We start from the raw sequence: 24,802 nt of genomic DNA, 5'->3' as shown, positions 1-24,802 counted from the left end.
CCTTTAGCTTTTATAGCAAGGGTTTCTTTTTTTAGGGATCGTATTTCACTCCGGATTTTATGTGTCGTAATATTATATATGTTTTGTCGCATTTTCCTACTAAAAAAGCTGTTTATTATGTGTTATTTTTATAGCAGATGTCAGAATAACATATATACGGGAGGCACAAGTAAATGACCATTAGAATTGGTAAGCTCAGCTATTGGCATGTGCATGCATGGGATTATACCAAGCAAGCTCAGGAGCATGAAGATACCGTATTAGCTGCAGTTTGGGACGAAAACGTAGAGCGTGGGAACAAAGCTGCGGAAAGCTTGAATATTCCTTTTTTTGAATCACTGGATGATCTGCTTGCGCAAGAGGATATAGATGCCGTTATCGTGGATGCACCAACGAATATGCATAGAGACGTAATCATGGCTGCGGCCAAAGCGGGTAAACATATTTTCACAGAAAAAGTTATTGCCCCAACGTTAAAAGAAGTTAACGCAATTATCGCAGAAGTTAACGAGAACAAAGTGAAGCTAACGGTCTCCTTGCCTCGTTTAAATGACGGCTATACATTAACTATTCAAGAGATTCTAAGTCAGGAACTGCTCGGCAAGATTACTTACGTTAGAGTTCGCTTATCCCATAACGGAGCAACGGAAAGCTGGCTTCCCGATCATTTCTTTAGCTTGGAGCAATGTGGAGGCGGAGCTTTGATTGATCTTGGCTGTCATCCCATGTATTTGGCAAAGCTTTTCTTAGATCAAGATGTGACTGGGGTTAGTGCTAATTTTGGGTATGTAACCGGTAAAGAAGTGGAAGATAATGCTGTAGTGACATTATTTACGGATTCAGGAGCAATTGGTGTGGTGGAGGCTGGTTTCGTGAATAGTCATTCGCCGTTTACTATCGAGGTGCATGGAACTGAAGGAACGCTGCTTTACGGAACACCAGAGAATAAGCTTCTTCTTAGAACGAACAAATCCACAGATAAAGAAGAAGGCTGGAAAGAAGTAGCCCTGCAAAGCAATCGTGAAAGCGCCTTCCATCAATGGGTTGATCATATTCAAAATAATATACTCGCCACTCAAAATGTTGAAATGGCAGTTGAGCTTACCAGATTAATGGAGGCGGCGAACCGCTCGGCTAAAGAAGGCTGTGTAATTCCGATTGGGAGGACTTAACGTTGAGCAGCTTTCCCTATGAGATGATGTTTGAGAAGCAGGACATGCTTGAAAGATTGGATATCACGATTCTATGGGGACATTACGAGATTACAGTGTTTAGATTTCATTTGACATCTTTTCCACCGGGCAGAGTAGTCGAGTTCCATAATCATTCTGAATTTGAGTTTCATTTCATTCCGCGCGGGAAGGGAGAAGTTATTCTTGGGGATCAAAAGTATCCTCTGTCAGAGGGAATGTTCTATCTAACCGGACCAGGTGTCATGCATCGTCAAGAGGCAGCCGCAGATGAATCCATGGAAGAGCTATGCCTGCATGTTGACATCAAGAAGAGGATCCGGGATGATGCTGATCTTTGGGAGGTTGCGGAAGCTGAGACCTGTGTGGAGAAGCTGAAGTGTTTACCCTTGGTCCCAGCACAAGATTATCACGGGGCTATGAAGTGTTTTCGAGAAGCGTACGAAGCATGCGATGGGAAGTTGACCGGATATTATACTTCAATTAAGCATCTCGTGATTAGTATTTTATTAAAGGCCGTTAGAGCGTATGATTCAGGCGGGATCCGCACGGAGGCGCCGGTTAGAGATATGCTGACTTACCGGTATCAATACGCAATGCAATATATGGAAGCGAATTATTCAGGAACGGTTACCTTAGAAAATGTTGCGGAAAAGCTGAATATTAGTTCAAGGCAGCTGCAGCGGGTGTTTAAGCAAGTAAATGCAGAACAATCATTCAGTAGGGCGCTTGAGGACATCCGATTGCAAGCGGTCTGCCGCAAGCTTGAAGAAAGCAATTATCCGATAGAACAAATCGCACAGTCGGAAGGGTTTACCAATGCTACCTATTTGCATATTGTCTTCCGCAAGCGGTTAGGCATGACACCGGCAACTTATCGAAACAGCAAACAAATCCATTAGAGGTGAGGGTGAAGGATATGAGTAAGGTTTTTCGTGTAGGGATTATTGGATGTGGTGGTATTGCGAATGGCAAACATCTTCCAAGCTTGAGCAGACAAAGTAAGGTTGAGATCGTGGCTTTTTGTGACATTATTAAAGAACGTGCTGAAGAAGCAGCGGAGAAATACGGAAATAATAAAGCTACTGTCTATACGGATTACACTGAACTATTAAAAGATCAATCCATTGATATTATTCATGTGCTTACGCCTAATGATGTCCATGCGGAAATATCAATCGCTGCACTAGAAGCCGGAAAACATGTGATGTGCGAAAAACCAATGGCTAAGACAGCGGCAGATGCCAAACGAATGGTTGAAGCAGCGAAACGTACAGGCAAGAAGCTGACCATTGGATATGACAACCGATATAGAGAAGACAGCTTATATTTGAAAAAAGCCTGTGAGTCCGGAGAGCTTGGTCATATCTATTTTGCAAAAGCACATGCCATCAGACGGAGAGCCGTACCGACCTGGGGAGTATTTCTTGATGAAGAGAAACAAGGCGGCGGTCCGCTTATCGATATCGGAACTCATGCGCTGGACCTAACCCTTTGGATGATGGATAACTATAAACCTAAAGTCGTGCTTGGCACTAAATATCATGAACTTTCACAAAAAGAAGAAGCCGCCAACGCATGGGGACCGTGGGACCCTAAAAAGTTCACCGTGGAGGACTCAGCCTTTGGAATGGTCGTAATGGAGAATGGCGCAACAATCATGCTGGAAGCGAGCTGGGCTCTGAATTCACTAGACGTACATGAAGCGAAATGCAGCTTAAGTGGGACGGAAGCAGGCGCAGATATGAAGGACGGACTTAGAATTAACGGAGAGAAATTCAGCAAGCTGTACACTAATAAAATTGAGCTTGGGGCAGGCGGCGTTGCCTATTATGAAGGTAAAGCTGAAAGTGCTCCGGATATAGAATTAAGAAAGTGGATTGAAGCGATTGAACAGGATAAGGACCCGGTTGTAACTCCTGAACAGGCTTTTGTTGTTTCGCAAATATTGGAAGCTATTTATGAATCGGCGCAGACCGGCAAGGCTGTGTATCTGGATTAGATTTTGACAACTATAGCGATTTAGAGTAATATCCACTTGTGATTTAATTATAGGGATCTGAGACAAGACTCTCTCTTTACCGGGAGAGTTTTTTTGTTTTTTACTTGTTTAGACTCTGGGTAATAGGGGTGGAAATCGTGGATACTATTGATCGCAATCATGTGCTTATTGTGGAAGATGACGATAATATTAGACGTTTTATATCTATAAATTTAACGAATAACGGGTTTGTGGTTAGTGAAGCTGCTTGTGGAGAAGAAGCCTTGCAGAGCTTTGAGGTGAGCCGTCCAGATGTTCTGGTTCTGGATATCATGTTGCCTGATTCTAATGGGTTCGAAATATGCCGAAAGCTAAGAGAGAAAGACGCTGGGGTCATCATCATTTTCTTAACCGCTCGTGGACAGGATATGGACAAAATCAATGGCCTTGAAATGGGTGCTGACGATTACATTGTTAAACCTTTTAATCCATTAGAATTGGTAGCACGTATTAAAGCGATTTTGCGCCGTACAGAATCAGCTCTCAAGCCGCAAAAAACGATACTTCAAGCTGGACCGATTCGGCTGGATCTGAATGCAAACAAGATGTTTAAGCAGGATGACAGCATTGAATTAACTCCGAAGGAATTTCAGATGATGAAGACCTTTCTGGAGCATCCGGATACAGCACTCTCTAGGAATGAATTAATGAATCTTGTCTGGGGAGAGGATTATATTGGAGATCCTAAGACGGTAGATGTTCATGTGCGTAAGTTAAGAGAGAAAATTGAGGTTGATCCTTCTAATCCGCTTTGGATTGAGACGGTATGGGGGCTCGGATACCGCTTTAGAAAGGATGGTTGAAGAATGGGGATTCAGAAAAGATTAGTAGGAAGCTATTTTGTAGTCATCTGTCTTACTGTGCTCATTCTTGAAATCATTCTTAATGTATCTGTACGATATTATTATTTTCATAACATTGAGGAAACCCTGATGAATCAAGCAGAGCTATCGGCTTCTTTTTTTCAGCAATACTTTGGGGACCAGGATCTGGAGGAACAATCGGATAGGTTACTGAAGGGTTTTGCGAGTCATTCCGATGCACAGGTACAGATTATTAATGTTGAAGGCCGGCTGTTGCAGGATTCAAATGGACTTCAAGGCGATCTTACTATGACTGAGTACATAGATGTGCAAGCAGCAATAAAAGGGCAGCCCGGCAGTTGGAAAGGTGCGGACCCTAATACAGGGGAAGCGATTTACGCGGTATCTTATCCTTTACAAGCGAATGGAAACATCGTGGGGGGAGTCAGATTTATCACGTCCTTAACGGAAACTATACATACAGTTAAACAGATTACGGTTTTACTGATCGGGGTGGGGATCATCGTCATTGGCATTGTCACCTTACTTGGATTATTACTGTCTTGGACCATAACCAGATCCATTAAAGATTTGAAGCAGGCAGCAGACCAGATGACCGAAGGAGACTTCAGCATCAGAGTGCATAAGCGCTATCAAGATGAGCTTGGTTCATTGGCGGATACGTTAAATATGATGGCAAGCCGAATCTCCAAGAGTGAACAGCTTAAGAATGATTTTATCGCTTCCGTATCCCATGAACTGCGAACACCCTTGACCTCGATCAAAGGTTGGGCAATTACCTTAAAGGCGAGTGAGGTGAGTAATCAACCTCTGTTTTATGATGGGCTTGATATTATTGAATCCGAAAGTGACAGGTTAACTCATATGGTGGATGAATTGTTGGATTTCTCCAAGTTGGATAACGGAAGAATCGCCGTTCACTTCACATCTGTGGATCTAACAGAACTACTGCAGCATATCGGCAGACAACTTACCCCTAGAGCGACCCGACAAGGCATCTCACTAGATGTAAAAATAGAAGAACATCTGCCAGTGATTCAAGCTGACGAGAATCGTGTGAAGCAAGTCATGATTAATCTCATTGATAATTCACTCAAATTTACTGGTTCATCAGGTCGAATCTTTATCACCGCTCATACGGTTCCAGGGAAAGTCGTGATTTCTGTAGAGGATACAGGCTCAGGCATCGCTGAGACGGATTTAGAGAATGTGCGGCAAAAATTCTACAAAGGGGATCAACAGGCTTCGGGCAGCGGCTTGGGATTATCCATCTCGGAACAGATCATTAAATTGCATCATGGAGAGCTGCGAATAAGCAGCACTTTAGGCAAAGGAACGATTGTCCAATTTGACTTACCGATAGAATAAGAATTCAAATTTAACTATTTCATAACCACTTTCATCTCTTTCACAGATAAAATACTATATATGCGGACAAGCGAGGAGTCGATGATCCAAATGCCGAGCAAATTCATAAAAATAGGTACCCTGTTGACAACTTTATTTTTGCTCGGAGGATGCGGAGTCCCGGCGACACCCGGAGAGCTGATTAAACCTCCATCATCAGAAGCAAATCTGCAGCGAGACAAAACGAGCCAGGAATTTATTAAGTGGCTTCCAGACAAAGCTCAATTGATAACTCCGATGAAGGGACAAGAAGATAATGCCATCTCCTTTGGCGATATGGATGGAGACGGAATCGACGAAGCCGTAGTTGTGTATGAGTACAGTAAAAACAAAGGATACGCTATAAAAGCAATGTTGTTGAGGCAGGAAAATGAAGCTTGGCAGAAGATTTCCGAGGTCGAGGGGTTTGGGTATGGTCTAGATTATGCCGGATTCTTTGATGTTGATGAAGATGGCCATAACGAGCTCGCGCTTGGCTGGTCATTGGGTGAGGCTGGGAATGGTATGGATATTTATACGCTAAGTGAAGATAAACTTAAGCTGTTATCGAAGAAGGCGTATCAGGGCAAATATGATCTGAGGTAATCATTTAACCTAATCATCCGCAGCGCTTCATTGAGAAAAAAGAAGTAAAAGTGCTCAGCGGATTATTTATAATGCCCATTTTCATGTATATATCCCCTACACAACAAGAAAACTACAGAAATTAAATAGAGGTTGTAAATGCTTATCTCTACCAAAATTGCAAAGCTGGACAGATCCGTACTTTTTCTCACCACCTGCTTAGTTGGCATGGGTACTGTTGCTATTTATGAAGCGACTACGGATACGCGGTTAGACGGTCTTTACATAAGTTATTTGTATTTATTTGCTTTATTTTGCCTACCCATGTTATTCATTGCTTTGGTAGATTATAAGATTCTATTAGGCAGGTTAGCCTATCTCTTTTATGGCGTGGGCATAGGTTTACTAGTACTAGTCAAGCTGGTTGGAGAAAACCTCAATGGTGCTGTGCGTTGGTTAAGTATTGGGAGCTTTCAGCTTCAGCCCTCCGAGCTGGCTAAAATATGTACGGTGCTGCTCATTGCTCATCTATTAGGTACACGAGAGGGCCAGCGGCTGCGATTTTTTCAAGATTTAGTGCCGGTCTGTTTCGTTTTTTTAATTCCTTTCATTTTAATAATGGATCAGCCCGATTTGGGTACAGCACTCGTATTTGCTGGCATATTACTTAGTATGCTGTGGATTGGTAACATCCGTGCTCTATATATGATTCTGATCCTTGGTGTTGTGATTATTTCGATCGGCACGATATTATGGCTGTATTATGCTAACTTCGACCTGTTATCCAAGATTGTCGAGCCCCATCAACTGTCACGAATCCAAGCTTTTTTGGACCCGCAGAGCGATCCAGATAAGTCTTGGCATGTGAAAAACGCAATGATAGCCATTGGCTCCGGAGGATTATCGGGCAGTGAAGGTATTTTTTTGCGAAAAGGATATATTCCATATGCGTATTCCGATTCGATCTATGTAGTCATCGGGGGGAAATACGGTTTTATAGGTTCATCCGTGCTGCTGATGCTTTATTTGCTGCTCGTGTACCGAATGATCTTTATTGCGCTGGATAGTAGGGACCGTGCGGGTACCTATATTGTCACCGGGTTTATCGCTATGTTCATCTTTCAAGTTTCCGTTAATCTTGGGATGCATATTGGGTTACTGCCCCTAACGGGGATTTCATTACCTTTTATTAGTTATGGAGGCAGCTCGTTGCTAACTAATATGATAGCGATTGGCATAGTGCTAAGTGTTAAAGTTCATAAGGATGAAAGCGCTGATTGAATAAGCTATTGGAACTGAGTGGAGGAAATTATGTCTAACAAACGCAAGTGGACAACAACCCGTAAAATTCTGACGAGCATTGGTCTTGTCTTAGGCGCAACTATTATAGGGATTGGAGTATATGCAGGGTATTTATACAAAAAGACGGATGATGCGATACAGCGTATGGCAGCTCCAGTCACCATCCAACCCACTGCTGCTCCAGAGGAAAAAAAGGAGACGGTATCGGTTGAACCTATGATTTTTCTGCTTGCCGGGGTAGATAGCCGGGACGGTGGCGGTGGGGTAATGAATACTGATGTTCTGATGCTTGTCAGCTTCAATCCGGACACGAAATCAACAAGTTTCTTATCTTTACCCAGGGATTTGTTGCTAAAACCTAAATCGTTACCTTCCCGTAAAGCCAATTATTATTATGCTTATCATTACATAAAAGACAAAACAGAGGCTATTCCGAATACAAAAGAGTTTTTCAGCAATTTGCTCGGTTTGCCGATTGATCACATGGTTGTGGTGAATTTTGATGTGTTGCAGGAGACCGTGGATTTGCTTGGCGGACTGACTATAGATGTCGATATGGATATGAAATATACCGATACGGCAGATGGTACACACATCGATTTAAAGAAAGGCTTGCAAAAGCTGGATGGCCAACAAGTTCTTGATTTTGTGCGGTACCGTAAATCGAATCAAGGAACGGCTGAATCCTCCGATTTCCAGCGTAATGATCGACAGCAGCAAGTAATCAAGCAGATCCTGGATAAGCTAGGGAATTTCCAAGGCGTGTCCCAATGGGGAAATGTATTGGATATCATTGGTGAAAATGTGAAGACGGATATTCCTCAAGCAGATCTGCAGCAGTGGTTATTCAACTTCCCTAAACTTAAACCAGAGCATATTAATTCCTTACATGTGGAATCTCTTTGGAAGAGTCCGTATGTCTATGTGAATAAAGAGGATCTAAAACAAGCACTTACTACTCTGAGTACGGAAGCAGGCGTCAGCTCCGAAAGCTCATTACACTTGGAGAATGTTGGAACGGTGGATTAACATCTATAACCCTGCTCTTAAGAGCAGGGTTTTTTGTTTGTTCTACTATAAATCCCGCTAACCAGTAAAGTAATCCGCCAAGAGGTAGAGGCCTGACTTCCATGCATAGTACCATAAACACAGCGATTATGACGAATCGTATATTGTTTCTGGTTTACTTGAGAGGAGAAGGGGATTTTATGAAATACAGACGGGGTATTATGTTTCTAATCGTACTTACAGGAATGATCTCAATAGCTGCTTTTAATCCGATTATTGGTCCGCTTGCGCGAAATTTGGGGCTGAGTGATTTTCAATCAGGATGTTTAGTATCGGTGGCGGGGTTATGTTGGCTGCTCGGAGGATATTTCTGGGAAAAACAAACGTTTTTGAGCCGAAAGTGGCTGCTTGCTTCGATTATGTTCGTCTATATGGCGACACTTATCATTTTTGCACTATTGGCTGATTATGCAGTAAATGCACAGAGTAAAGAGAGTCTGTTTTGGAGTTTCTTTTTACTTCGCGCAATCGCTGGCTTTTTCTTTGGAGGAATTCCGGCATTAGCACAAGCTTATGTTATGGGCTGGAGTACAAAAGAAACCCGTACACAAGGAATGGCATTATTTGGTGCGGCCAACGGTCTTGGTTTCGTAGTAGGACCCGCAATGAGTGGAGGAATGGCTTCACTGGGCCTGACCTCACCAATGTACGCGGCCGCTATTTTATTGTTCACCTTGGCTATATTGTTTCTGGTGTTTATTCCTAAAGAAAAGAATATTGAGATTGAGCGGCAGGCGATTTCACTTTCCCCCAATGATCGACGGATACGCCTCTATTTATGGATTGGACTTTTGCTTTCGTTTGCTCTGAATATCGTGCAGGTTACTATCGGATTTTTTGTGCAGGATAGCTTGGGTTACAGTACTCAGCAAGCCACTCAGTTAATTGGAATGGGGCTGGCGATCTCGGGAATAATGGTAGTGCTCTCGCAAATTGTAATCAGTAAGTATCTCAAATGGCATCCTAAAAAAGTGCTGCTCGTGGGACTCTTATTTGTTGCCTTAGGCTTGCTGGGATTGTTATTGTTCATCAGATTTGCGTATGTAGACTTTACATTTTTGGGTATTGGCATCGGCTTTACACTGCTCGGCTACAGTGCGGGTGCTTCAATGGCGGTTCAAGACCATGAGCAAAGAAGCGTTGCTTCCTTTATTGCGGCCCTGCAAGGTGGCGGGTCATTCATAGGGCCAGTTATAGGAACGGCCTTATACACCGTTAATATGGCGCTTCCTTATTCTATCTGCGTACTGTTGATATGTATTGTAGGTCTCGCTAATATGAAGAAAAAAGCGGCGGATCGTGTGGAGAGTTGTTAAAGAAGAAAGGCTGCTCTTAGGAGCAGCTTCAGGCTGTCGAGGGTGACTCGACAGCTTTTTTTGTAGCTTTCTGCTGGCAGTGAGTTTATGTAGAAAATAAGGAGAAAGAGTTTTTTACCTCGTATTGAGCTTCCAGTTAATAGTATAATAAGAACTCGTAGGAGTTATTTCAATATGTTGTAGAGAGGTTATCCACAATAACTTTATACGAATACATACTCATATTTTTTTGAGGAATAAGGAGATGAAAGCATGACTGTAAATACTACAGCGGAACAAATCCGCATTATCGAATACGATTCTTCTTATGCTGGGGCAGTCGCAGAAATGTGGAACCGCAGCAACGAAAGCTGGGGCGGAGGCACCAATCAAAGAACTGAGGACAGTGTGCGCCGTGAGATGGAGATCTCGTCCAATCTTAATGCCTTTCTTGCCGTTGATGGCAAAGAGGTAGTCGGCTTCTGCAGCTTCGCCCACTACCGTCAAGATGAAGGGGCTTTGTATGTCCCGCTATTGAATGTACGCCCCGATTATCACGGATACAAGGTTGGCCGCAATCTGATTCTGAACGCTGTTCGCCAAACAATAGAAGCGGGCTGGCCACGTCTTGATCTGTTCACCTGGGCAGGTAATACGAAAGCCGTACCGATGTATAAGAAATGCGGATTTTTTTGGGAGAAAAATGAAGATTACGTCCATCTGATGAATTTCATTCCAACAGTACTGCAAACGGAAGCACTTGCTCCTTATTTTGAAGAACTGGATTGGTATGCAGACAGTACCCGTGAACTTCCCATCCAGCCAGATGGCCGCCAGGAGCGTGGCTTTGACTTCTTTGATTACACTTGGCAAAAGGGAAAACTCTCCTTGCGGGCGGAATTCGAGAAGACTGGCCGCGGTCTGACCGCTCTTGATACACCAGACTATGAAATCTCTACGGAAATTGATGATCATGATCTTGTGTTTGGTTCGACCTACAAGATTCGCTATCGCATCAAGAATCGTTCGACGTCTGAGCTGGCCATTGAGATCGAAGGCCAGAACGATAAAAATATCCGTTTTGCTCTATCTGCTGCGCGAATACTCGCTCCAGGTGAAACGGTTATCGTGGAAGGTGATTTTGAGCTTGATTCAGTTCGGGAAGAACAGAACGATAAGAAGACACACCCCGTTGTTATGAGCAAGTGGATCATCGGTGGCAAGCGTGCGGAATTCCGCATTGGCGTTGCTCCTAAATTTCCACTCAAAATGAAGATAGCGCTGCCACACCGGGAATTGTATCTTGGTCTTCCTTCGGAACTGTACCTTAATGTGGAGAATAATTTTGCTGCAGAAGCAGAATTTTCTTTTGATTTGCCCGAAGACGAATTCCTCGTATGGGCGGACCGTACAGTAAGCTTTACTGTTCCAGCTAAGAGTAAGGCTTCTATTCAAGTACCCTTTACCCTAAATTCATACGGTCTTTATTCACAGGCTATTGAGGTAACGGCCGTTCCGGTTGGAGAGAAGGCAGTCACCTTCATAAGCAAACTATCCGTTCTAATGAAGGGAACGCATGGCCGCTTTGGCGGGGAAAACGGGGATCAGTGGGTGGCTGTGAATGGCGCTTACTCTATTCATCTTAATAATACCGACAATGGAATGTGGATTGAATATCCCGGCTCGAGCCATAATTTCTGGTTGACCCATCCGAAGTTAGGCAAGCCATTCGCAGAAGAATTCTCTAAGAAACAGGCCAAAGAAGTAAAGATCTATTCTGAAGGGGAGAGCCAGGTTCTCGAATCTCTTTACGAGTCGGAAGAATTCCCGGGTCTTGAGATAAAAAGAGTGGCTAAGCTATTTGCCAACGGAATCGCTGAGTTTTATAGCGAGGTCTGCAATACCAATAGTGATATCCTGGAAGAAGACATGTATCTGTTGACGAATTTCGGCTTTTTCGGTAAACAGCTCATCTTACCATATCAGGGCCAATACGTGGACATGGGCGACGCTTACTCAGGCGATCCAAGTCTTTGGGACAGTGCACAAATTACGGAGAACTGGTTGTTCTGCAAGGAAGAGAACGTCACATGCGGAATCTGCTGGGATCCTTCGCTAAAATTGCTTCGCCCGGAATACCCGCTTGGGCTGGAGCATAATCTTGGCCGAATCTCCGCTGGAGATGTCGTACGGACAAAAACTATGGTGTTTGCTCTTAACACCTTCCTTAAGTGGTCGGAATTCCGCGCCTTTGCCCTAAAACAGCAGAATTCGGTCATACCGGTGTTGGATGACCATCTTGAGCTAACGCTCGGCGGTGGAAATCCTTTTGCGGCAGGGGCACTTCATGCCGAGCTAATCGAACGAAAGATGACACCGCTTGATGGAAGCCTTGAATTGTATGTACAGGCTGATGGAGAAGAGGAGCGAAGTGTCGCTGAGATGGAGTTGCAAAGAGGACAAAATTTGCACTCCGCTGGTTTTGAACTCTCTACTGAGGATACAGAATCACCAGAACACAACGAATCTGGCCGTAAGGTCCGGGTCGTCTATCGTGGTGAGGATCGCATTCAAGAGCGAACAGGCCTCTGGTTTCCACAAACGGAAACAAGCGTTGTTTGTGGGATAGAAGAAGGACCTGCGGGTCCCATTTACACAGTGAGCAACGGAGTTCTATCTATTGCAGCTGCTCCTGATTTCGGCAGCGTTGTGCATTCCTTGAAGCACCAAGGAGAAGAGTGGCTGGACAGCACCTTTCCGAAAGCTGAACCACGTTCCTGGTGGAATCCTTGGCATGGTGGACTCGGTGTGGGTATTTCTGGCATAGGCGGATTTAGCCGGTTGCAGGAGCCAAGAAGCGCAGCTTGGACGGAGCAGATGGATGATCACGGCAACGTCTGGAAGGGATTGAGACTGACCACTTTGATGGAGAAGCAGGAAGCAAACCGGGGGATTACGATCAATCAGCATTACCTCATGCTGCCCGGAGTTCCTGTGCTCTGTGTGTTGATTTCAGTAACCAATGAAAGTGGAATGACGCTGCCGCATTATTCGCTATCCGAGGATAGTTACTTTAAGCCTTCACCAATCTATTCGGAAGGCTGGATGGAGCTCCCAGAGGAAGGCAACTTCCCTATCGGGAAGGTCGAAGCCCATCTGGAATCCAAGGGGCTTATCCGAATCGGTGCAACTTCGCGTAAAGACATGCTGCATGTGGTGCATAGTTATCCTAATCAGAGAGCTATGTCTTACGTGAACAATAAGGTATTCACATATGGTGTGAATCACCATCTACTACTTCTGAACGGAGAAACCGATTGGACACAGCCGACCTTCATGATCATGGGAGAGCTCGCTCTGGATCCAGAGGCAGTTCGTAATCTTATGAAGGTGACCTTTGCTAGTGCTTCTGACAAAAAGGAGACTATAAATGCCAATCATTGATATTCACATTCATCTGTCGGACATCGATAGCTTTCATCAGACAGCACTGGACCTCTCCAAAGTTGATTACACAGCTGCTGGGCTCAAAGCGGAGTTTGACAAGAACGACGTTGTTCTCGGCATTGGTATGGGGGTCACGGAGCAGACGAAGGGAGCCTTCCCTGACTCTGCCTCTCCCAATCCGATGGGTCTCGACTTGGAAGCCAGTGTGCCGCCATTCTTAATGGAATGCGTGGGCATTAATCCGAATATGCTCGGAGGAAAGGATGCTTTGGATGAGCTGGACCGAATTGAGGCACGGCTGCAAGCTCCTGAGGTAGCTGGTATTAAGCTCTATGCCGGGTACTATCATCATTACGTTTATGACAAAATCTACTCGCCGATCTATGAGCTGGCCGCCAAGTACGGCACGCCTGTGGTTATTCATACCGGGGATACGTATTCGATGAATGGATTGCTTAAGTATGCGCATCCGCTTACCGTGGACGAACTGGCGTTCCAACGGCGCGACGTGAACTTTATGATCTGCCATCTAGGCGATCCATGGGTGATGGATGCTGCCGAAGTGGTCGCCAAGAATCCGAACGTCTATGCCGATTTGTCTGGTCTCGTTGTTGGTGACCGGCCTCATTTTGAGCGGTTCATGAATGAACCCCTGTTTATGGATCATTTTCGCCGGGCGTTGGTGTACTCTGATCACTATGAAAAAATGTTGTTCGGTACCGATTGGCCACTCGCGCCTATTGACCTGTATGCGGAGTTCGTCCGCCGGCTTGTGCCTGAGCAGCACCACGAGAAAGTATTTTATGAGAATGCCTTTGCATTATTCCCACGCATCCAGCAGAGAATTGCAGCGCTCTGAGCGGAGCGGGACAGTATATCTGAAACGCAGGAAAATAATATAATTACGAACAAGCCATCCTTAGTTAGTACTAAAGGATGGCTTGTTTTTACATTTGTATGATGACCATGCCTATTTTTAGATTGAGTTTCCAAATTTTAATCTTCCTTTTCTTTACTTAACAGATCAGCTAGCTCAACCGAATTCTTATTTCTTAAATCCAGCATCTTTTCGCTATTGCTAGCTTTAATCAGGAAACCATCTTTCGTTTTAAAATCCATATAAAGGCTGAATCCGGCCACCTTTGAATTAGCGTAAGTAACAGTCATTCGATAAGTCGGTTCACCCACATCAACAGACCCGCGTACTTTTTTTACAGTTCTTATAGCATCTTCGAAGATTTGAAGGCTTTCACGGTCAGTATAAGTAATTTCTGTTGTTTCGGATACAAGATTGACACTTACGATCTTTTGCGTGGGTCTGACTAATACAAATAATAAAATTAGTAAAATTATCAGTGAAAATGATAGAATACTAAATTTTTTCATAACCTACCTCCTTACTTAAGAATAATGCAGACCAATCACTTAGTTTCCAAAATAGTTATAAATTTCAGCTGAGTGTGCGTTGGTTATCATTGTTGGAATCTTATAAAAATTCCTAGGGTTCTATTTATTATTTGCTACTGGACTTGTGAAACCTTTATTAAAATAATAAACGTCTAAGAATGTATACATATTTTAGAAATAATGTGCTTGCTTTTTAATTACACGTTTGTATAATGAATGTATTACACAAATGTATAATAAGGAGAAATATGGATGAATAACAAAATCAAACGCTTGCCAGATGCTGAACTGGAAATTATGCTGGTGATTTGGCGAGCCGAGAGTTGGGTTAGCTCCTCTTATATTTTGAATCAACTGGGGGACAAACGTAAGTGGGCGCTTGCAACTTTGATGACAGTGCTGTCACGGCTGGTTGAAAAGGGCTTTCTATCTTGCGAAAAAGAAGGGCGGAGCAACCGTTATCTCGCTGCAATTTCTGAGACAGATTATAAAGAGAGCGAAGGGAAGTCTACGCTTGAAAAGCTGTTTGGCAACTCTGTGCAGGATATGGTGATGTCCTTATACAACGGGAAGGCGATTGATAAAAGCGATCTTGCTGAGTTGCGGGAACTGCTCGATAGAGTAGATAAGGAGGAATCCTGATGATAACAGGTCTTTTTACAGATTTTCTGGTTATTTCTGTGACCCTTAGTTTAGTTATTATCGGCTTAATCACATTAACTCCCTTGTTAAGAAAACATTATTCGGCTAAGTTGAGCTATTGGATATGGTTGATCCTAACCTTGCGGTTATTGTTGCCATTCAACTTTTCCTTTACCAATCCTCCTGTGGCGATTCAGCTACCCGAAGGTCAGGCCATAGCAACTGTCTTTCAAAGCTCAGTGTCCCAGAATTTGCAGGCGGATACGCCAGTAATCTCTCAGCCGGTCCAGACAGGGGATGTAAGCCATATCCCTTCTATAATTAATATTTTAGCTTACATCTGGGTTACTGGCGCTGTGCTTTTTTTAGGGTATCATTTGCTGAGTTATTTCTTTTTCAGGAAACAGGTGTTACGTTGGAGCAGCCCTCTTCAGAGAGAGGATATGTTCTCCAAGCTCAAACAAGTCGCTAAAGAAATGCATGTAACAACCACCATTGCGGTTCTGATAAGCAGTAAAGTTCCGAATCCGATGCTAATGGGTTTTTACAAGCCAACACTATTCTTGCCGCATGATCAATATAGTGACGAAGAGCTGGAGTTTATCTTAAAACATGAGCTGGTCCATTACAAAAGGCATGACATCATATATAAGCTACTGCTACTGATTGTGCAGGCACTGCATTGGTTTAATCCATTGGTCTGGTTCATGGCACGCGAAGCTGTCCGCGAAATTGAAATTTATTGTGATGACACCGTTGTACGTAAGCAAAATGCGGCATATCGAAAGAAATACTGCGAAGCCATTTTATCGGTTATGCAAAGTAATGCTACACGGCATGTAGCTTTATCAACGAATTTTGCAGGAGGGAAACACTCGATGAAGCAGAGATTTGGCAGTATTTTAAATATGAAAGAAAAACGAAATGGAGTAGGCGCATTTCTTGCGGTCTTAATGGTGGTTGGTATAACTGCAGTGATAGCAGCCTGTACGAACCTAACCGGACAATCTACAGATACGGCGCTCAAACCAGGTACTATTTATTCCTACAGCTCTAGTGGCGAAGAAGTTGTTGTGCATGACGCTGGGAATGCGTATTCCATGGACGAGGATGGTAATGTCTCTGTCTCCTATCGGAAAGGGGAGATCCAAGCGCAAACGCCTTTAAAACTTGATACGACTGGAACAGAAATGGGGATGGGGAGAGCGGATACCGGATTTTATATCTCCGAGGATAAAACTGCAATTGTATATGGATTTGCGGATGGTAAAGAATCCCCTCTACATGTATTAATCAGTGATGACATGGGGAAATCGTGGAATAACTACAACATTGCAGGTGCAAAGGGTTATGACGCCAAGTTCATCGGGTTTACTGACAAACAAAATGGATGGATCGTCTCCGGAGGTTCTGCAGGCGTGGGACGCTCATTAAATTATGTATACCAGACCTCTGACGGCGGGAAGACATGGACGGAGCTTGGAAATCCTAACGATTTATACGCGGAAAGTTTAGCCGGGGCAGGGTTTTCTAACAAGGATATCGGATTCTTAGGGTTCAGATATTATGAAGATAATGGGCCTGTTATTTATTGGACCAAAGATAAGGGACAGTCATGGGAAAAACTCGTGGTATCCCTTCCGGAAACCTTTAATGAATATCAAAAAACGCCGCTTTCACCTATTTTTATTGGAAAAGAAGGATTGTATCCTATTCTGCTCAGCAAAGAGGGCAACACTGTAGGTACCATCTATCTGTCGAGTAAGGACAACGGCCTGAAGTGGACGTATGATCCCGCATATGATCAAATGAGCGATTCTAAATAGGAGCAAGTGGAGCAGGGGGTGATCTACAAAGATCTCGCCCCTTTTTTATACGGAGAGCGGACGAATTTAATAAGTAGCGGCTTTTAATTGTATTTCGTACAGCTATTTTCGCTCGAAAAACTCGCTCATGAAGATAGTTGTATTTTGTACAGCTATTTTTTAGTTTTTTGCCGCTAAAGCTGATAACTGTGATTTTTAATTGTATAGAATACAGTTAAAGTGAGAAGTTAGCCTTTTACAGACGAAATAAGTGTATAAAGTGCAGTTATCTCATAGGTTGCATAAAGTTACAGCGATAAAATATACGGGGAGAGGATAGCGGAAGCAAGCTGCTGTCAGTGAAGAAAGCAAGCTGCTATCAGTGAGGAAAGCGAGTTGCTGTCAGTGTGGAATGGATGCTCGATCGTAATTCGGCTGGGAATTGGAAAATTCTGCGTATTTTTCTCCGAGGGTTGCCCAAAGAAGACATTAAAATCGGATAGCTACGATTTATGATTATCTGCTTAAACAAACCGCTACAAACCAAAAACACCAGGCAGAGCTTCTCCATTAATCGGATAATCCATGCCTGGTTGTCTTTTTACTATTTTTATAATAACGAGACTTTATTTGAATCTATCATAATCTGCTTTCGTACGACGCCTCGTCACCGATAAAAGTGGAATAAATTACTTTTTCCAGCCTCCACCGCTATGTGAGGAGGACTCTACATAGTCTACGTTGATTTTGCCAGTGCTTGTTCCTACCTCAGTGTTGAAATTATATTGTCGCAGGTTCCAATCCTCGAAGGTTCCCTGCCAGTCATTATCTACGATGAAGGTGTAACGTGTTGTGGCGGAATTAGTGCCTCGAATATGAGAGCAGACTGCTCGTGATCCGTAGATACCCATTTTATAGCCTTTGGAATTTTTAGTACTGCTGTCTAGCACTGATTTTATGCCTTGAAAATAAGGTACTATATTGTTTGTGATTTCGGTAGAGGTCATATCGCGGTCTATCGCAAAATAAATCGGAGTGCTGCTGGTTTGTCCCAAATCACTTGCTAATCCTACAGCCGTTTCAGCATCTTTAATCCCATTGGCTTTCGTAAAATGATCGAGCGATTTGCTGATTTGATAAAGGGATATGATATATAATCCCCCATCTGAAATCCGTGTAATCTCAGCTGAGGTGAGACCATCTTGGTATCCTTCCACGCGATTTAAATATCGGCAAACGAATGTGAATTTATTATTTTTAAGTGTAGTTAATCTTGCTGCTGTTACATTTGTAGCTGTATCACAACCTAAAGCCATTGTAATTGCCTTCTTTCAATTTTTTTGTTTAAGGTTTGGCGCCAACCTCCCTATCAATTTATGAGAAAACTTTCACAGATTCTTGGGGGAACAACGAAATGGGAGAAAAAGAGGCAGATTGAGAGGAATAATAGAAGGAGAGACTTTGAACTTAGAATTTACCATTATTGTTAACTTATAGGAACCTTTGGAATTAAACTGCGTCTATACCCTATGAAGAATTTATGATTTTCTAACATGGAGGTTGATCAAGATATGGATAAAAGATGGTTGCTAGCTCCAATACTTGTTGCATCATTGCTTGCTGCTCCAGTTGCGAATGCGGCATTGCCCGCTTACTTCACTTTCATTATGGATGGAGGCGGGAAAGGTACGAGCGCTGCACTAGTAAAGGATGGGATTACTTATGTTTCAGCCAGTCACTGGGAAGCGGCAGGACTTAAGGTTGTATGGGATAAATCGCATCAAAGAGCGGAGTTTACTGGATGGGGAAAAAAGATAGCCGTTCGTATTGGAAGTAAACAGGGGGTCCTTGATGGTAAATTGGTAAGTGTAGAAGGTGTTCCTTTTGAAATTAATGGTCAACTCTATGTACCTGCCCGTTTTCTTGTAAATTCATTAGGAGGAACAACGGTCAGCTGGGATGCGACGAAGAGGATATATACAGCAACTGGGCTATTGAACTATGCTAGTGCCAGCGCACAATTTGCTGGATCTACTTATACAGTGGATAAAAAAACAGGGGGTTTATATCTAACAGATTCCGCAGGACAAACTCGCTTGCTAACGAACCTTGGTTCGCAGTTATTCGATGCTGTTCAATTCGATTTTCAGAAGACGCCGAAAGGTCTAATCTATCTAACCGTAACAGATGTTTACGGAGAACCACATATCAATAATAAATGGTATACGATGATTATTAAGGATGGAATGGTCATTCGCCACGCAAGTGTAGGATACCATCTTCGTTATGGTGACAATGTGAAAATAGCTGGCGATCAGCTCCTGCTTACCGATGGGAAAATATTACGATTAATTGAAGATGGAACAGGGAACGTAACGGAGACGATTAATCTGAACACCCTAGGTGGTAATTCGGATAATTATTTAGTGGAGGGAATGGACGAGGATTTTCTGCTGATTCGGTCCAATCAGCAAGGTTTCCTCATGATGATAGATCGTAAAACAGGTGCCAAAACATTGTTGTACAAAGCACTTCTTGACGTAGAGCAGCAAAAATATGCCGAAACAAACGACCTTCCTTTTTTTGGAGACAATCTGAAATTCCTGAAAAGAGAAGGGGATGCCCTGCTTTTTAATAATGAATATGCAAAAGACGGTAAGGTTTATAAGTTAATGCTGGACGGTTCATAATGGGGAGGCTGAGCGTTATCTCCGCAGGTTATCATAGTAAGATTTGATCCCAAGGTTTAAGAACCTTGGTTTTTTTGCTAACTAGAATAATATAAGATCATGCTTAAACGGGTCAATGATTGTCCTGGATTATAATATACATGGGGTTTGTCTGCGTTAAACGTGATAGAATCACCAGATTTTAATAGATATTCATTATCATTGACACGCAAAGACAATTCACCATCAAATACAGTGATTAATTCTTCAGTTCCTTCCATATGTGGATTGGCATCAAGGTATCCACCTTTGTCTATCTCAACTGTATAACCCTCAAATCGTTTGCTTTCATCAAATGGGAAAGATGGGTACACCCGATATTTTCCGTTGTCTTCAAGCAGTGGTTGAATTTCATTTCTTAATACGACTCTTGTGTCAGGCTTTGGGTAATCTATCAGCGCAGAAAATGAAGTTTTTAATCCATTGGCGATTTTCCAAATGGTTGTAATGGTAGGTGCCGATTCGCCTCTTTCGATTTGACCAATCATTGTTTTGCTTACTCCTGTTAATTCAGCCACCTTTTCCAGGCTTAAATCTTTACTTCTTCTAATCTTTTTTATATTCTCCGCAATGATTTGATTTATCTCTTCCACGGTAATTCTCCTAATCCTATTTACTTTATAACGACCAGGATATACAATAAAACGCACATAAGGACGTTATAGCGTCTGATTAATACATTATAACATACAACGAGGTGGAATTCAGTGATTGTTTCTTTGTTTTTATATGCATTTGTGGCTAGCTTTACTCCGGGACCTAATAACATTATGGCAATGACTTTTGCAAACCAGTTTGGTTTACGAAAAACAATGAGATTTTGTTTAGGAGTGGGCACAGGTTTTTTCGTGATTATATTGTTATGTTGCTATTTTAATATACTTCTGATCAATTTTATCCCTAAGATTGAATCTATTATGGCTGTGATAGGCGGAGTCTACATGTTTTATTTAGCATTTAAAATTATTAGAAGTAAACATCAAGAAAGTGATGGAAGTGGCGATAAACACAACAGTTTTATTGCGGGTATGCTTTTACAATTTATTAATCCTAAAGGGATATTATATGGAATCACAGTTACATCTACATTTATTCTTACCTCTCATTCTTCCTATTTTAGCTTATTGATTTACTCTATAGTCTTAGCATTCATCGGTTTTATGGGCACTTTTAGTTGGTGTTTATGTGGTTCTCTTTTCAAAAAAATGATATCTAAATATAGAAGTCAATTTAATATACTGATGGGATTGTTGTTAGTGTATTGTGGAGTTTCGATAGTGATAGGATGAATGAATGAATGAATGGAGCCCCATGTCAATAACGCCATAACATTGAACCGGCTTGATAACCTGACCCTAATGTCCAAAATAATAAGTTGTCGCCACGTTTGATCAAACCATGTTCAATAGCACAATATAAGGCCAGAAAGGGACTGCTTGTGCCTGTATAGCCATATTCGTCGGCTACATAAATAATTTTATGTTGATCCAGGTTCAGCTTAGCTTGAAGTAATTTAATATTAGCCAATGTAAATTGTGAAAAACAAAAAACTTGTATATCCTCGAATGTTAGGTGATGTTTGTTCAATAATTCAACAATAGATGCTTCCGCAAATCGTACACTGTCTATTCCGCTGAATCTCCCCCAGTGTAAGTAGCGGTGTTCAGCCCCATCACGCAAAGACTTAGCCAATCCTTGAGCGGGGTACACAATTTCTTCTGTAAAACGGCTGTCCGAAAGATACCTTACGTCAATTAATCCACTCTCTGAATGATCTTTTTCTAAAATGAGGGCTACGGCGGCATCGCCAAAAATTGAATATGTTATTGGATGTGAAGGATCAGCCCATAAATTTAAAAAATCCGAACCGATAACCAACGCTCTATCTCTATCAGGATCATCGTATAAAGTACGAGCAGCCTGTTCAACCGCAATAAACATTCCTATACAATTACCATTCAAGTCATAGCAAAGCGTATCATCTTTACCTTTGATAGCTTTGTGAATAAGCAATGAATTCGTAGGTGATAAATATTCCGGAGTTGAGCTGGAAAAAAGAATCAGGTCTATATCTGCAGATTTCAATGATGCAGCATCAATTGCCTGTTGAGCGGCATTAATCGCCATCGTCAACGAGTTCTCCTTCGTTCCTTCAATAACATGGCGGTTTTTTCTGCCTGTCTTTTTAAGAATCCGCTTAATATCTATACCTTGCTTTTGAAAATGGTCAATAAAATATTGATTGTTAATCACTCTTTCAGGACAATAAATGGAGACTTGTTTTATCGAGATACCTTCTAACATAGCATGATCACTCCTTGTAATAATTTTGCAATCACATTACATTAAGTAATCTAAAAGTATCTATTTACCTAACAAAGCCTGCTTATTTCTATAAGCTTGTTTGTCCAAATCTTATTTGATGTTATACTTTATGATCTTAACAAAGCATAACATTAATTAGTAAAAAATTCTATAAATTACTATAAATTACTATAAATGTAACTATATCGACGCATCTAAAATATCCACTAAGATTAAGTCCACAGCAACCATGTTGCGAGTGGACTTTTTTGCTTTTTATATTTTTGAATTAGAGATGAATAAATCAGGGGTACTTTACAAAAACTTTATTCGATTAAGTCACTACTTTGCCAAATCAGGAGGGGTTCTTATTAAACCATTTATCGTAATAGTAGCGCTATTACTCGTTACTGCTTGTTCGGGTAATAACTCGGCCAACAACCAAATGACAACTCAACAAACGAAGGTTGACAATCATGCTCGTAAAACTGCCTCAAGTTCAACTTTAACGCAAGCATCTTCCATTTCCACGGAGAATGCAGGGAATTCAACAATTAAGACTAAACAAGTTCCTGGCGATGTAACGAAATGGCTGGATGGGTTCATCCGTACCAATCCACCTACAGGAAGCACAACAGATCAAACAACGTATCCGCAGCAGTCGGCGAAACCACAATATTCTGCAAATCCGCAACATTCTGCTGTCCCACAGAAGTCTGCAAATCCACAACCATCCACCAATACATCCCAATCGGTACAGCAAGTATTGGATCTGGTGAATAAAGAAAGAACGAATGCAGGCTTGAAGCCTCTTAGCTTAAATAGCGAACTTTCGAAAATGGCTTTGGCTAAAGCGCAGGATATGTATGACAATAACTATTTTGACCATCAGTCTCCTACGTATGGATCTCCGTTTGATATGATGAAAGCATTCGGGATCTCATACAATTCAGCGGGGGAAAATATCGCCAAAGGTCAGTCGAGCGCAGAAGAAGTAATGAACCAATGGATGAACAGTCCTGGTCATCGTGCCAATATCCTGAATAGTAGCTTTACAGAAATTGGAATAGGTTACTATAACAGCGAGTGGGTTCAAGAATTTATTGGTTAGAGCGAGTAACGTAATAAACTTAACAGGGGTGTCCTAATAAGCTAAAAGTGGCTGTTGGGCATCCCTACTTTGCTTCGTTTGATCCAATAACACTTGCACAGACCAAGCCCATCGGACACAGCTGACCTTAAACGTGTCATGGGTCTATATTTTGCATCCTAGCGGACTGTATAGCAGCTATTCCCATAAAAAAACACTCAATATGAGTCTTTTTATATGAGATAGCGTCAGTGGAGTCCTAAACTCTGCTCCACAGGCCAAAAAATTGCAAATAACGTCCTCTGGGTCCGGAAATCTCAGAATCTTCAATCGCGATGGCAAGCAATTATGTTGAGCAATACTTTTGCTGGCGGGCTGGATCCAAGAAAAGAAGAAGCTGAAGTCTGCGAAATGAGATAGGGGATATTGAATCCGTTTAGAACGGGTTATTTTTTGTGTTGATTTATATGATAATGAATAAAAGTGACCAATAGAATTAGAAGAAACGGCAGGATGTAAGCTAGGTTAGTGATCAAGGGCCATGTAGTATTCACGATTTTCTCAAGCTCAGACTCCTGTGTGTAAGTCGTTACAGATAACAGCAGGCAGACAAAAGCAAGTGGGAAAACAATTAAACGTTCATCCTTCAATCTCAGAAGCTCCTTTAGTACTTTAATAAGAATAAGCAGCAGGATAGAAGCCTTGAAATAGAAGCCGATAATGAGTGAAAAACCAATCACGGATTCGATTCTTTCAATGGTTTCCTGAAAATAAATGAGTCTCGCCAACTGATATAATGAATATTTCAAGCTGCCGGACAGTGGTCCCAATACCATAATACTGCTAATGACAGAAGCAATTAACGTCAGGGCATTGATGATGAGTGCAAGATACATCTGTTTTCCCAGTTTAGAATTGTCTTCTTTACGCACGAACGGTAAAATCATCGAAAAAACGATAAGCTCGGAATAGGGGAAGCCATAGACTACATATGCAGCGCTTAGGATAGGCCTAAATCCATCAGGCATGATGGGCAGTAGGTACTCGGGATGATACAACCCTGCTACGAGTATCCAGACTAAGATGATAAATCCGAACATTAGTGACATTAGGACGGCTGCCATGCGTGCAATTACTTCGATTCCAGCTAGAGCTGTCATCGCAATCGTTATAAAAAACATGGTATTTACCGCGTAAGTGGGCGTTTCTTTTAACATCGTACTTTTGAAAAAGGTTCCGATCTCAATTACAATTCCTGCGACATTCCAAAACAGCACACAAGTGAAAGGAATCAGGAGGACGAGGGTCAGTCCGTTTCCAAGTACGGAGCGGCTTTGTTCCACAAGCGAAAGATCTGGCGCTCGTCGGTTCAAATATAGAATACCGGAAAGCAGAGCCATTCCTATGGCAGAGGCGATTAAGAGGGATATCCAGGCTCCGTTGCCAGCAAAGTTAGTTAGTGACGCAGGGACGATAACGATTGAGGAACCGGTCATAAAGAAGAGAAACAGCATGGACATTTGGATCGAACTAACACGTTCTTGCTTATTCATACGTTCCTCCTCATTCTTTAAGCTTATGAAATGGCAGGGTTGATCCAATGGACGATGTGCTCAGCTGGAGCCGTGAATAAATTGAAGATGGAATCTAAATTGGGCCATGGCTTAGCTGCAATAAAGATAAATCC

General features: G+C 42.3%; 21 protein-coding genes. 16 read left to right on the top strand and 5 right to left on the bottom strand.

The features are described 5' to 3' along the window. The first annotated feature begins 173 nt into the window (after positions 1-173). From NSQ55_RS19275 to NSQ55_RS19225, 11 genes are all read left to right on the top strand, one after another. Positions 174-1,172: a Gfo/Idh/MocA family oxidoreductase gene (locus NSQ55_RS19275; RefSeq protein ID WP_339168585.1), complete on the top strand. Its 999-nt coding sequence runs from the start codon at positions 174-176 to the stop codon at positions 1,170-1,172. A 2-nt stretch (positions 1,173-1,174) separates the two neighbouring features. Next, positions 1,175-2,092: an AraC family transcriptional regulator gene (locus NSQ55_RS19270; protein WP_248548564.1), complete on the top strand. Its 918-nt coding sequence runs from the start codon at positions 1,175-1,177 to the stop codon at positions 2,090-2,092. A gap of 17 nt (positions 2,093-2,109) precedes the next feature. Next, positions 2,110-3,192: a Gfo/Idh/MocA family oxidoreductase gene (locus NSQ55_RS19265; protein WP_076190679.1), complete on the top strand. Its 1,083-nt coding sequence runs from the start codon at positions 2,110-2,112 to the stop codon at positions 3,190-3,192. A gap of 137 nt (positions 3,193-3,329) precedes the next feature. Further along, a complete protein-coding gene (locus tag NSQ55_RS19260) occupies positions 3,330-4,034 on the top strand; it encodes a response regulator transcription factor (protein WP_076127275.1) in 705 nt (234 codons plus the stop codon). A 3-nt stretch (positions 4,035-4,037) separates the two neighbouring features. Continuing rightward, on the top strand, positions 4,038-5,423 hold the full coding sequence (locus NSQ55_RS19255) for a HAMP domain-containing sensor histidine kinase (protein WP_339168582.1): 1,386 nt from the start codon (positions 4,038-4,040) through the stop codon (positions 5,421-5,423). A 90-nt stretch (positions 5,424-5,513) separates the two neighbouring features. Next, the gene (locus tag NSQ55_RS19250; protein WP_339168580.1) at positions 5,514-6,047 is read left to right on the top strand and encodes a hypothetical protein; all 534 of its coding nucleotides are present in this window, start codon (positions 5,514-5,516) and stop codon (positions 6,045-6,047) included. Positions 6,048-6,185: 138 nt separating this feature from the next. Further along, entirely contained in the window at positions 6,186-7,307 is a 1,122-nt protein-coding gene (locus NSQ55_RS19245; protein ID WP_076278706.1) for an FtsW/RodA/SpoVE family cell cycle protein, read from the top strand. Positions 7,308-7,337: 30 nt separating this feature from the next. Further along, positions 7,338-8,357, top strand: a complete 1,020-nt coding sequence (locus tag NSQ55_RS19240; protein WP_076218415.1) for an LCP family protein — start codon at positions 7,338-7,340, stop codon at positions 8,355-8,357. 179 nt (positions 8,358-8,536) lie between these two features. Next, on the top strand, positions 8,537-9,712 hold the full coding sequence (locus tag NSQ55_RS19235) for an MFS transporter (RefSeq protein WP_076182926.1): 1,176 nt from the start codon (positions 8,537-8,539) through the stop codon (positions 9,710-9,712). 252 nt (positions 9,713-9,964) lie between these two features. After that, positions 9,965-13,135 (top strand): GNAT family N-acetyltransferase, encoded by a 3,171-nt coding sequence (locus tag NSQ55_RS19230; RefSeq protein WP_339168576.1) that lies wholly within the window; start codon positions 9,965-9,967, stop codon positions 13,133-13,135. Beyond that, on the top strand, positions 13,122-13,997 hold the full coding sequence (locus NSQ55_RS19225; RefSeq protein ID WP_076104960.1) for an amidohydrolase family protein: 876 nt from the start codon (positions 13,122-13,124) through the stop codon (positions 13,995-13,997). The genes NSQ55_RS19230 and NSQ55_RS19225 overlap by 14 nt, the downstream gene beginning before the upstream one ends. Positions 13,998-14,134: 137 nt before the next feature. Here NSQ55_RS19225 and NSQ55_RS19220 read toward each other — a convergent pair whose 3' ends face one another. Next, entirely contained in the window at positions 14,135-14,524 is a 390-nt protein-coding gene (locus NSQ55_RS19220) for a hypothetical protein (RefSeq protein WP_326047697.1), read from the bottom strand. A 273-nt stretch (positions 14,525-14,797) separates the two neighbouring features. Here NSQ55_RS19220 and NSQ55_RS19215 point away from each other — a divergent pair, with 273 nt between their 5' ends. Further along, the gene (locus NSQ55_RS19215) at positions 14,798-15,187 is read left to right on the top strand and encodes a BlaI/MecI/CopY family transcriptional regulator (protein ID WP_076143756.1); all 390 of its coding nucleotides are present in this window, start codon (positions 14,798-14,800) and stop codon (positions 15,185-15,187) included. Then, a complete protein-coding gene (locus NSQ55_RS19210) occupies positions 15,187-17,013 on the top strand; it encodes a M56 family metallopeptidase (RefSeq protein WP_339168571.1) in 1,827 nt (608 codons plus the stop codon). Before NSQ55_RS19215 ends, NSQ55_RS19210 begins: the two co-directional genes overlap by 1 nt. 668 nt (positions 17,014-17,681) lie before the next feature. On the opposite strand, the gene NSQ55_RS19205 is transcribed toward NSQ55_RS19210, so the two are convergent. Then, on the bottom strand, positions 17,682-18,308 hold the full coding sequence (locus tag NSQ55_RS19205; RefSeq protein ID WP_076127258.1) for a glycoside hydrolase domain-containing protein: 627 nt from the start codon (positions 18,306-18,308) through the stop codon (positions 17,682-17,684). A gap of 255 nt (positions 18,309-18,563) precedes the next feature. Here NSQ55_RS19205 and NSQ55_RS19200 point away from each other — a divergent pair, with 255 nt between their 5' ends. After that, positions 18,564-19,682: a copper amine oxidase N-terminal domain-containing protein gene (locus tag NSQ55_RS19200; protein WP_175617282.1), complete on the top strand. Its 1,119-nt coding sequence runs from the start codon at positions 18,564-18,566 to the stop codon at positions 19,680-19,682. 77 nt (positions 19,683-19,759) lie between these two features. On the opposite strand, the gene NSQ55_RS19195 is transcribed toward NSQ55_RS19200, so the two are convergent. After that, the gene (locus tag NSQ55_RS19195; RefSeq protein WP_076127257.1) at positions 19,760-20,314 is read right to left on the bottom strand and encodes an XRE family transcriptional regulator; all 555 of its coding nucleotides are present in this window, start codon (positions 20,312-20,314) and stop codon (positions 19,760-19,762) included. Between the two features lie 114 nt (positions 20,315-20,428). Between NSQ55_RS19195 and NSQ55_RS19190 the strand changes: the two genes are divergently transcribed. Continuing rightward, a complete protein-coding gene (locus NSQ55_RS19190) occupies positions 20,429-21,010 on the top strand; it encodes a LysE family transporter (RefSeq protein WP_339168567.1) in 582 nt (193 codons plus the stop codon). A gap of 25 nt (positions 21,011-21,035) precedes the next feature. Here NSQ55_RS19190 and NSQ55_RS19185 read toward each other — a convergent pair whose 3' ends face one another. Continuing rightward, positions 21,036-22,025, bottom strand: coding sequence for a ketoacyl-ACP synthase III (locus tag NSQ55_RS19185; RefSeq protein ID WP_076127253.1), 990 nt, complete (start codon positions 22,023-22,025; stop codon positions 21,036-21,038). A 259-nt stretch (positions 22,026-22,284) separates the two neighbouring features. On the opposite strand from NSQ55_RS19185, the gene NSQ55_RS19180 reads away from it, so the two are divergent. Further along, complete coding sequence (locus tag NSQ55_RS19180; protein ID WP_339168565.1) at positions 22,285-23,136, top strand: CAP domain-containing protein; 852 nt, start codon at positions 22,285-22,287, stop codon at positions 23,134-23,136. 425 nt (positions 23,137-23,561) lie between these two features. On the opposite strand, the gene NSQ55_RS19175 is transcribed toward NSQ55_RS19180, so the two are convergent. Next, positions 23,562-24,668, bottom strand: coding sequence for an endospore germination permease (locus NSQ55_RS19175; RefSeq protein WP_339168563.1), 1,107 nt, complete (start codon positions 24,666-24,668; stop codon positions 23,562-23,564). Between the last annotated feature and the right edge of the window lie 134 nt (positions 24,669-24,802).

Origin of the sequence: Paenibacillus sp. FSL H7-0943 (assembly GCF_037963265.1) — a bacterium.
Classification (GTDB): domain Bacteria; phylum Bacillota; class Bacilli; order Paenibacillales; family Paenibacillaceae; genus Paenibacillus_AQ; species Paenibacillus_AQ odorifer.
The sequence above is the reverse complement of the archived record's forward strand: the minus strand, read 5'-3'. Positions and strand labels throughout refer to the sequence as shown.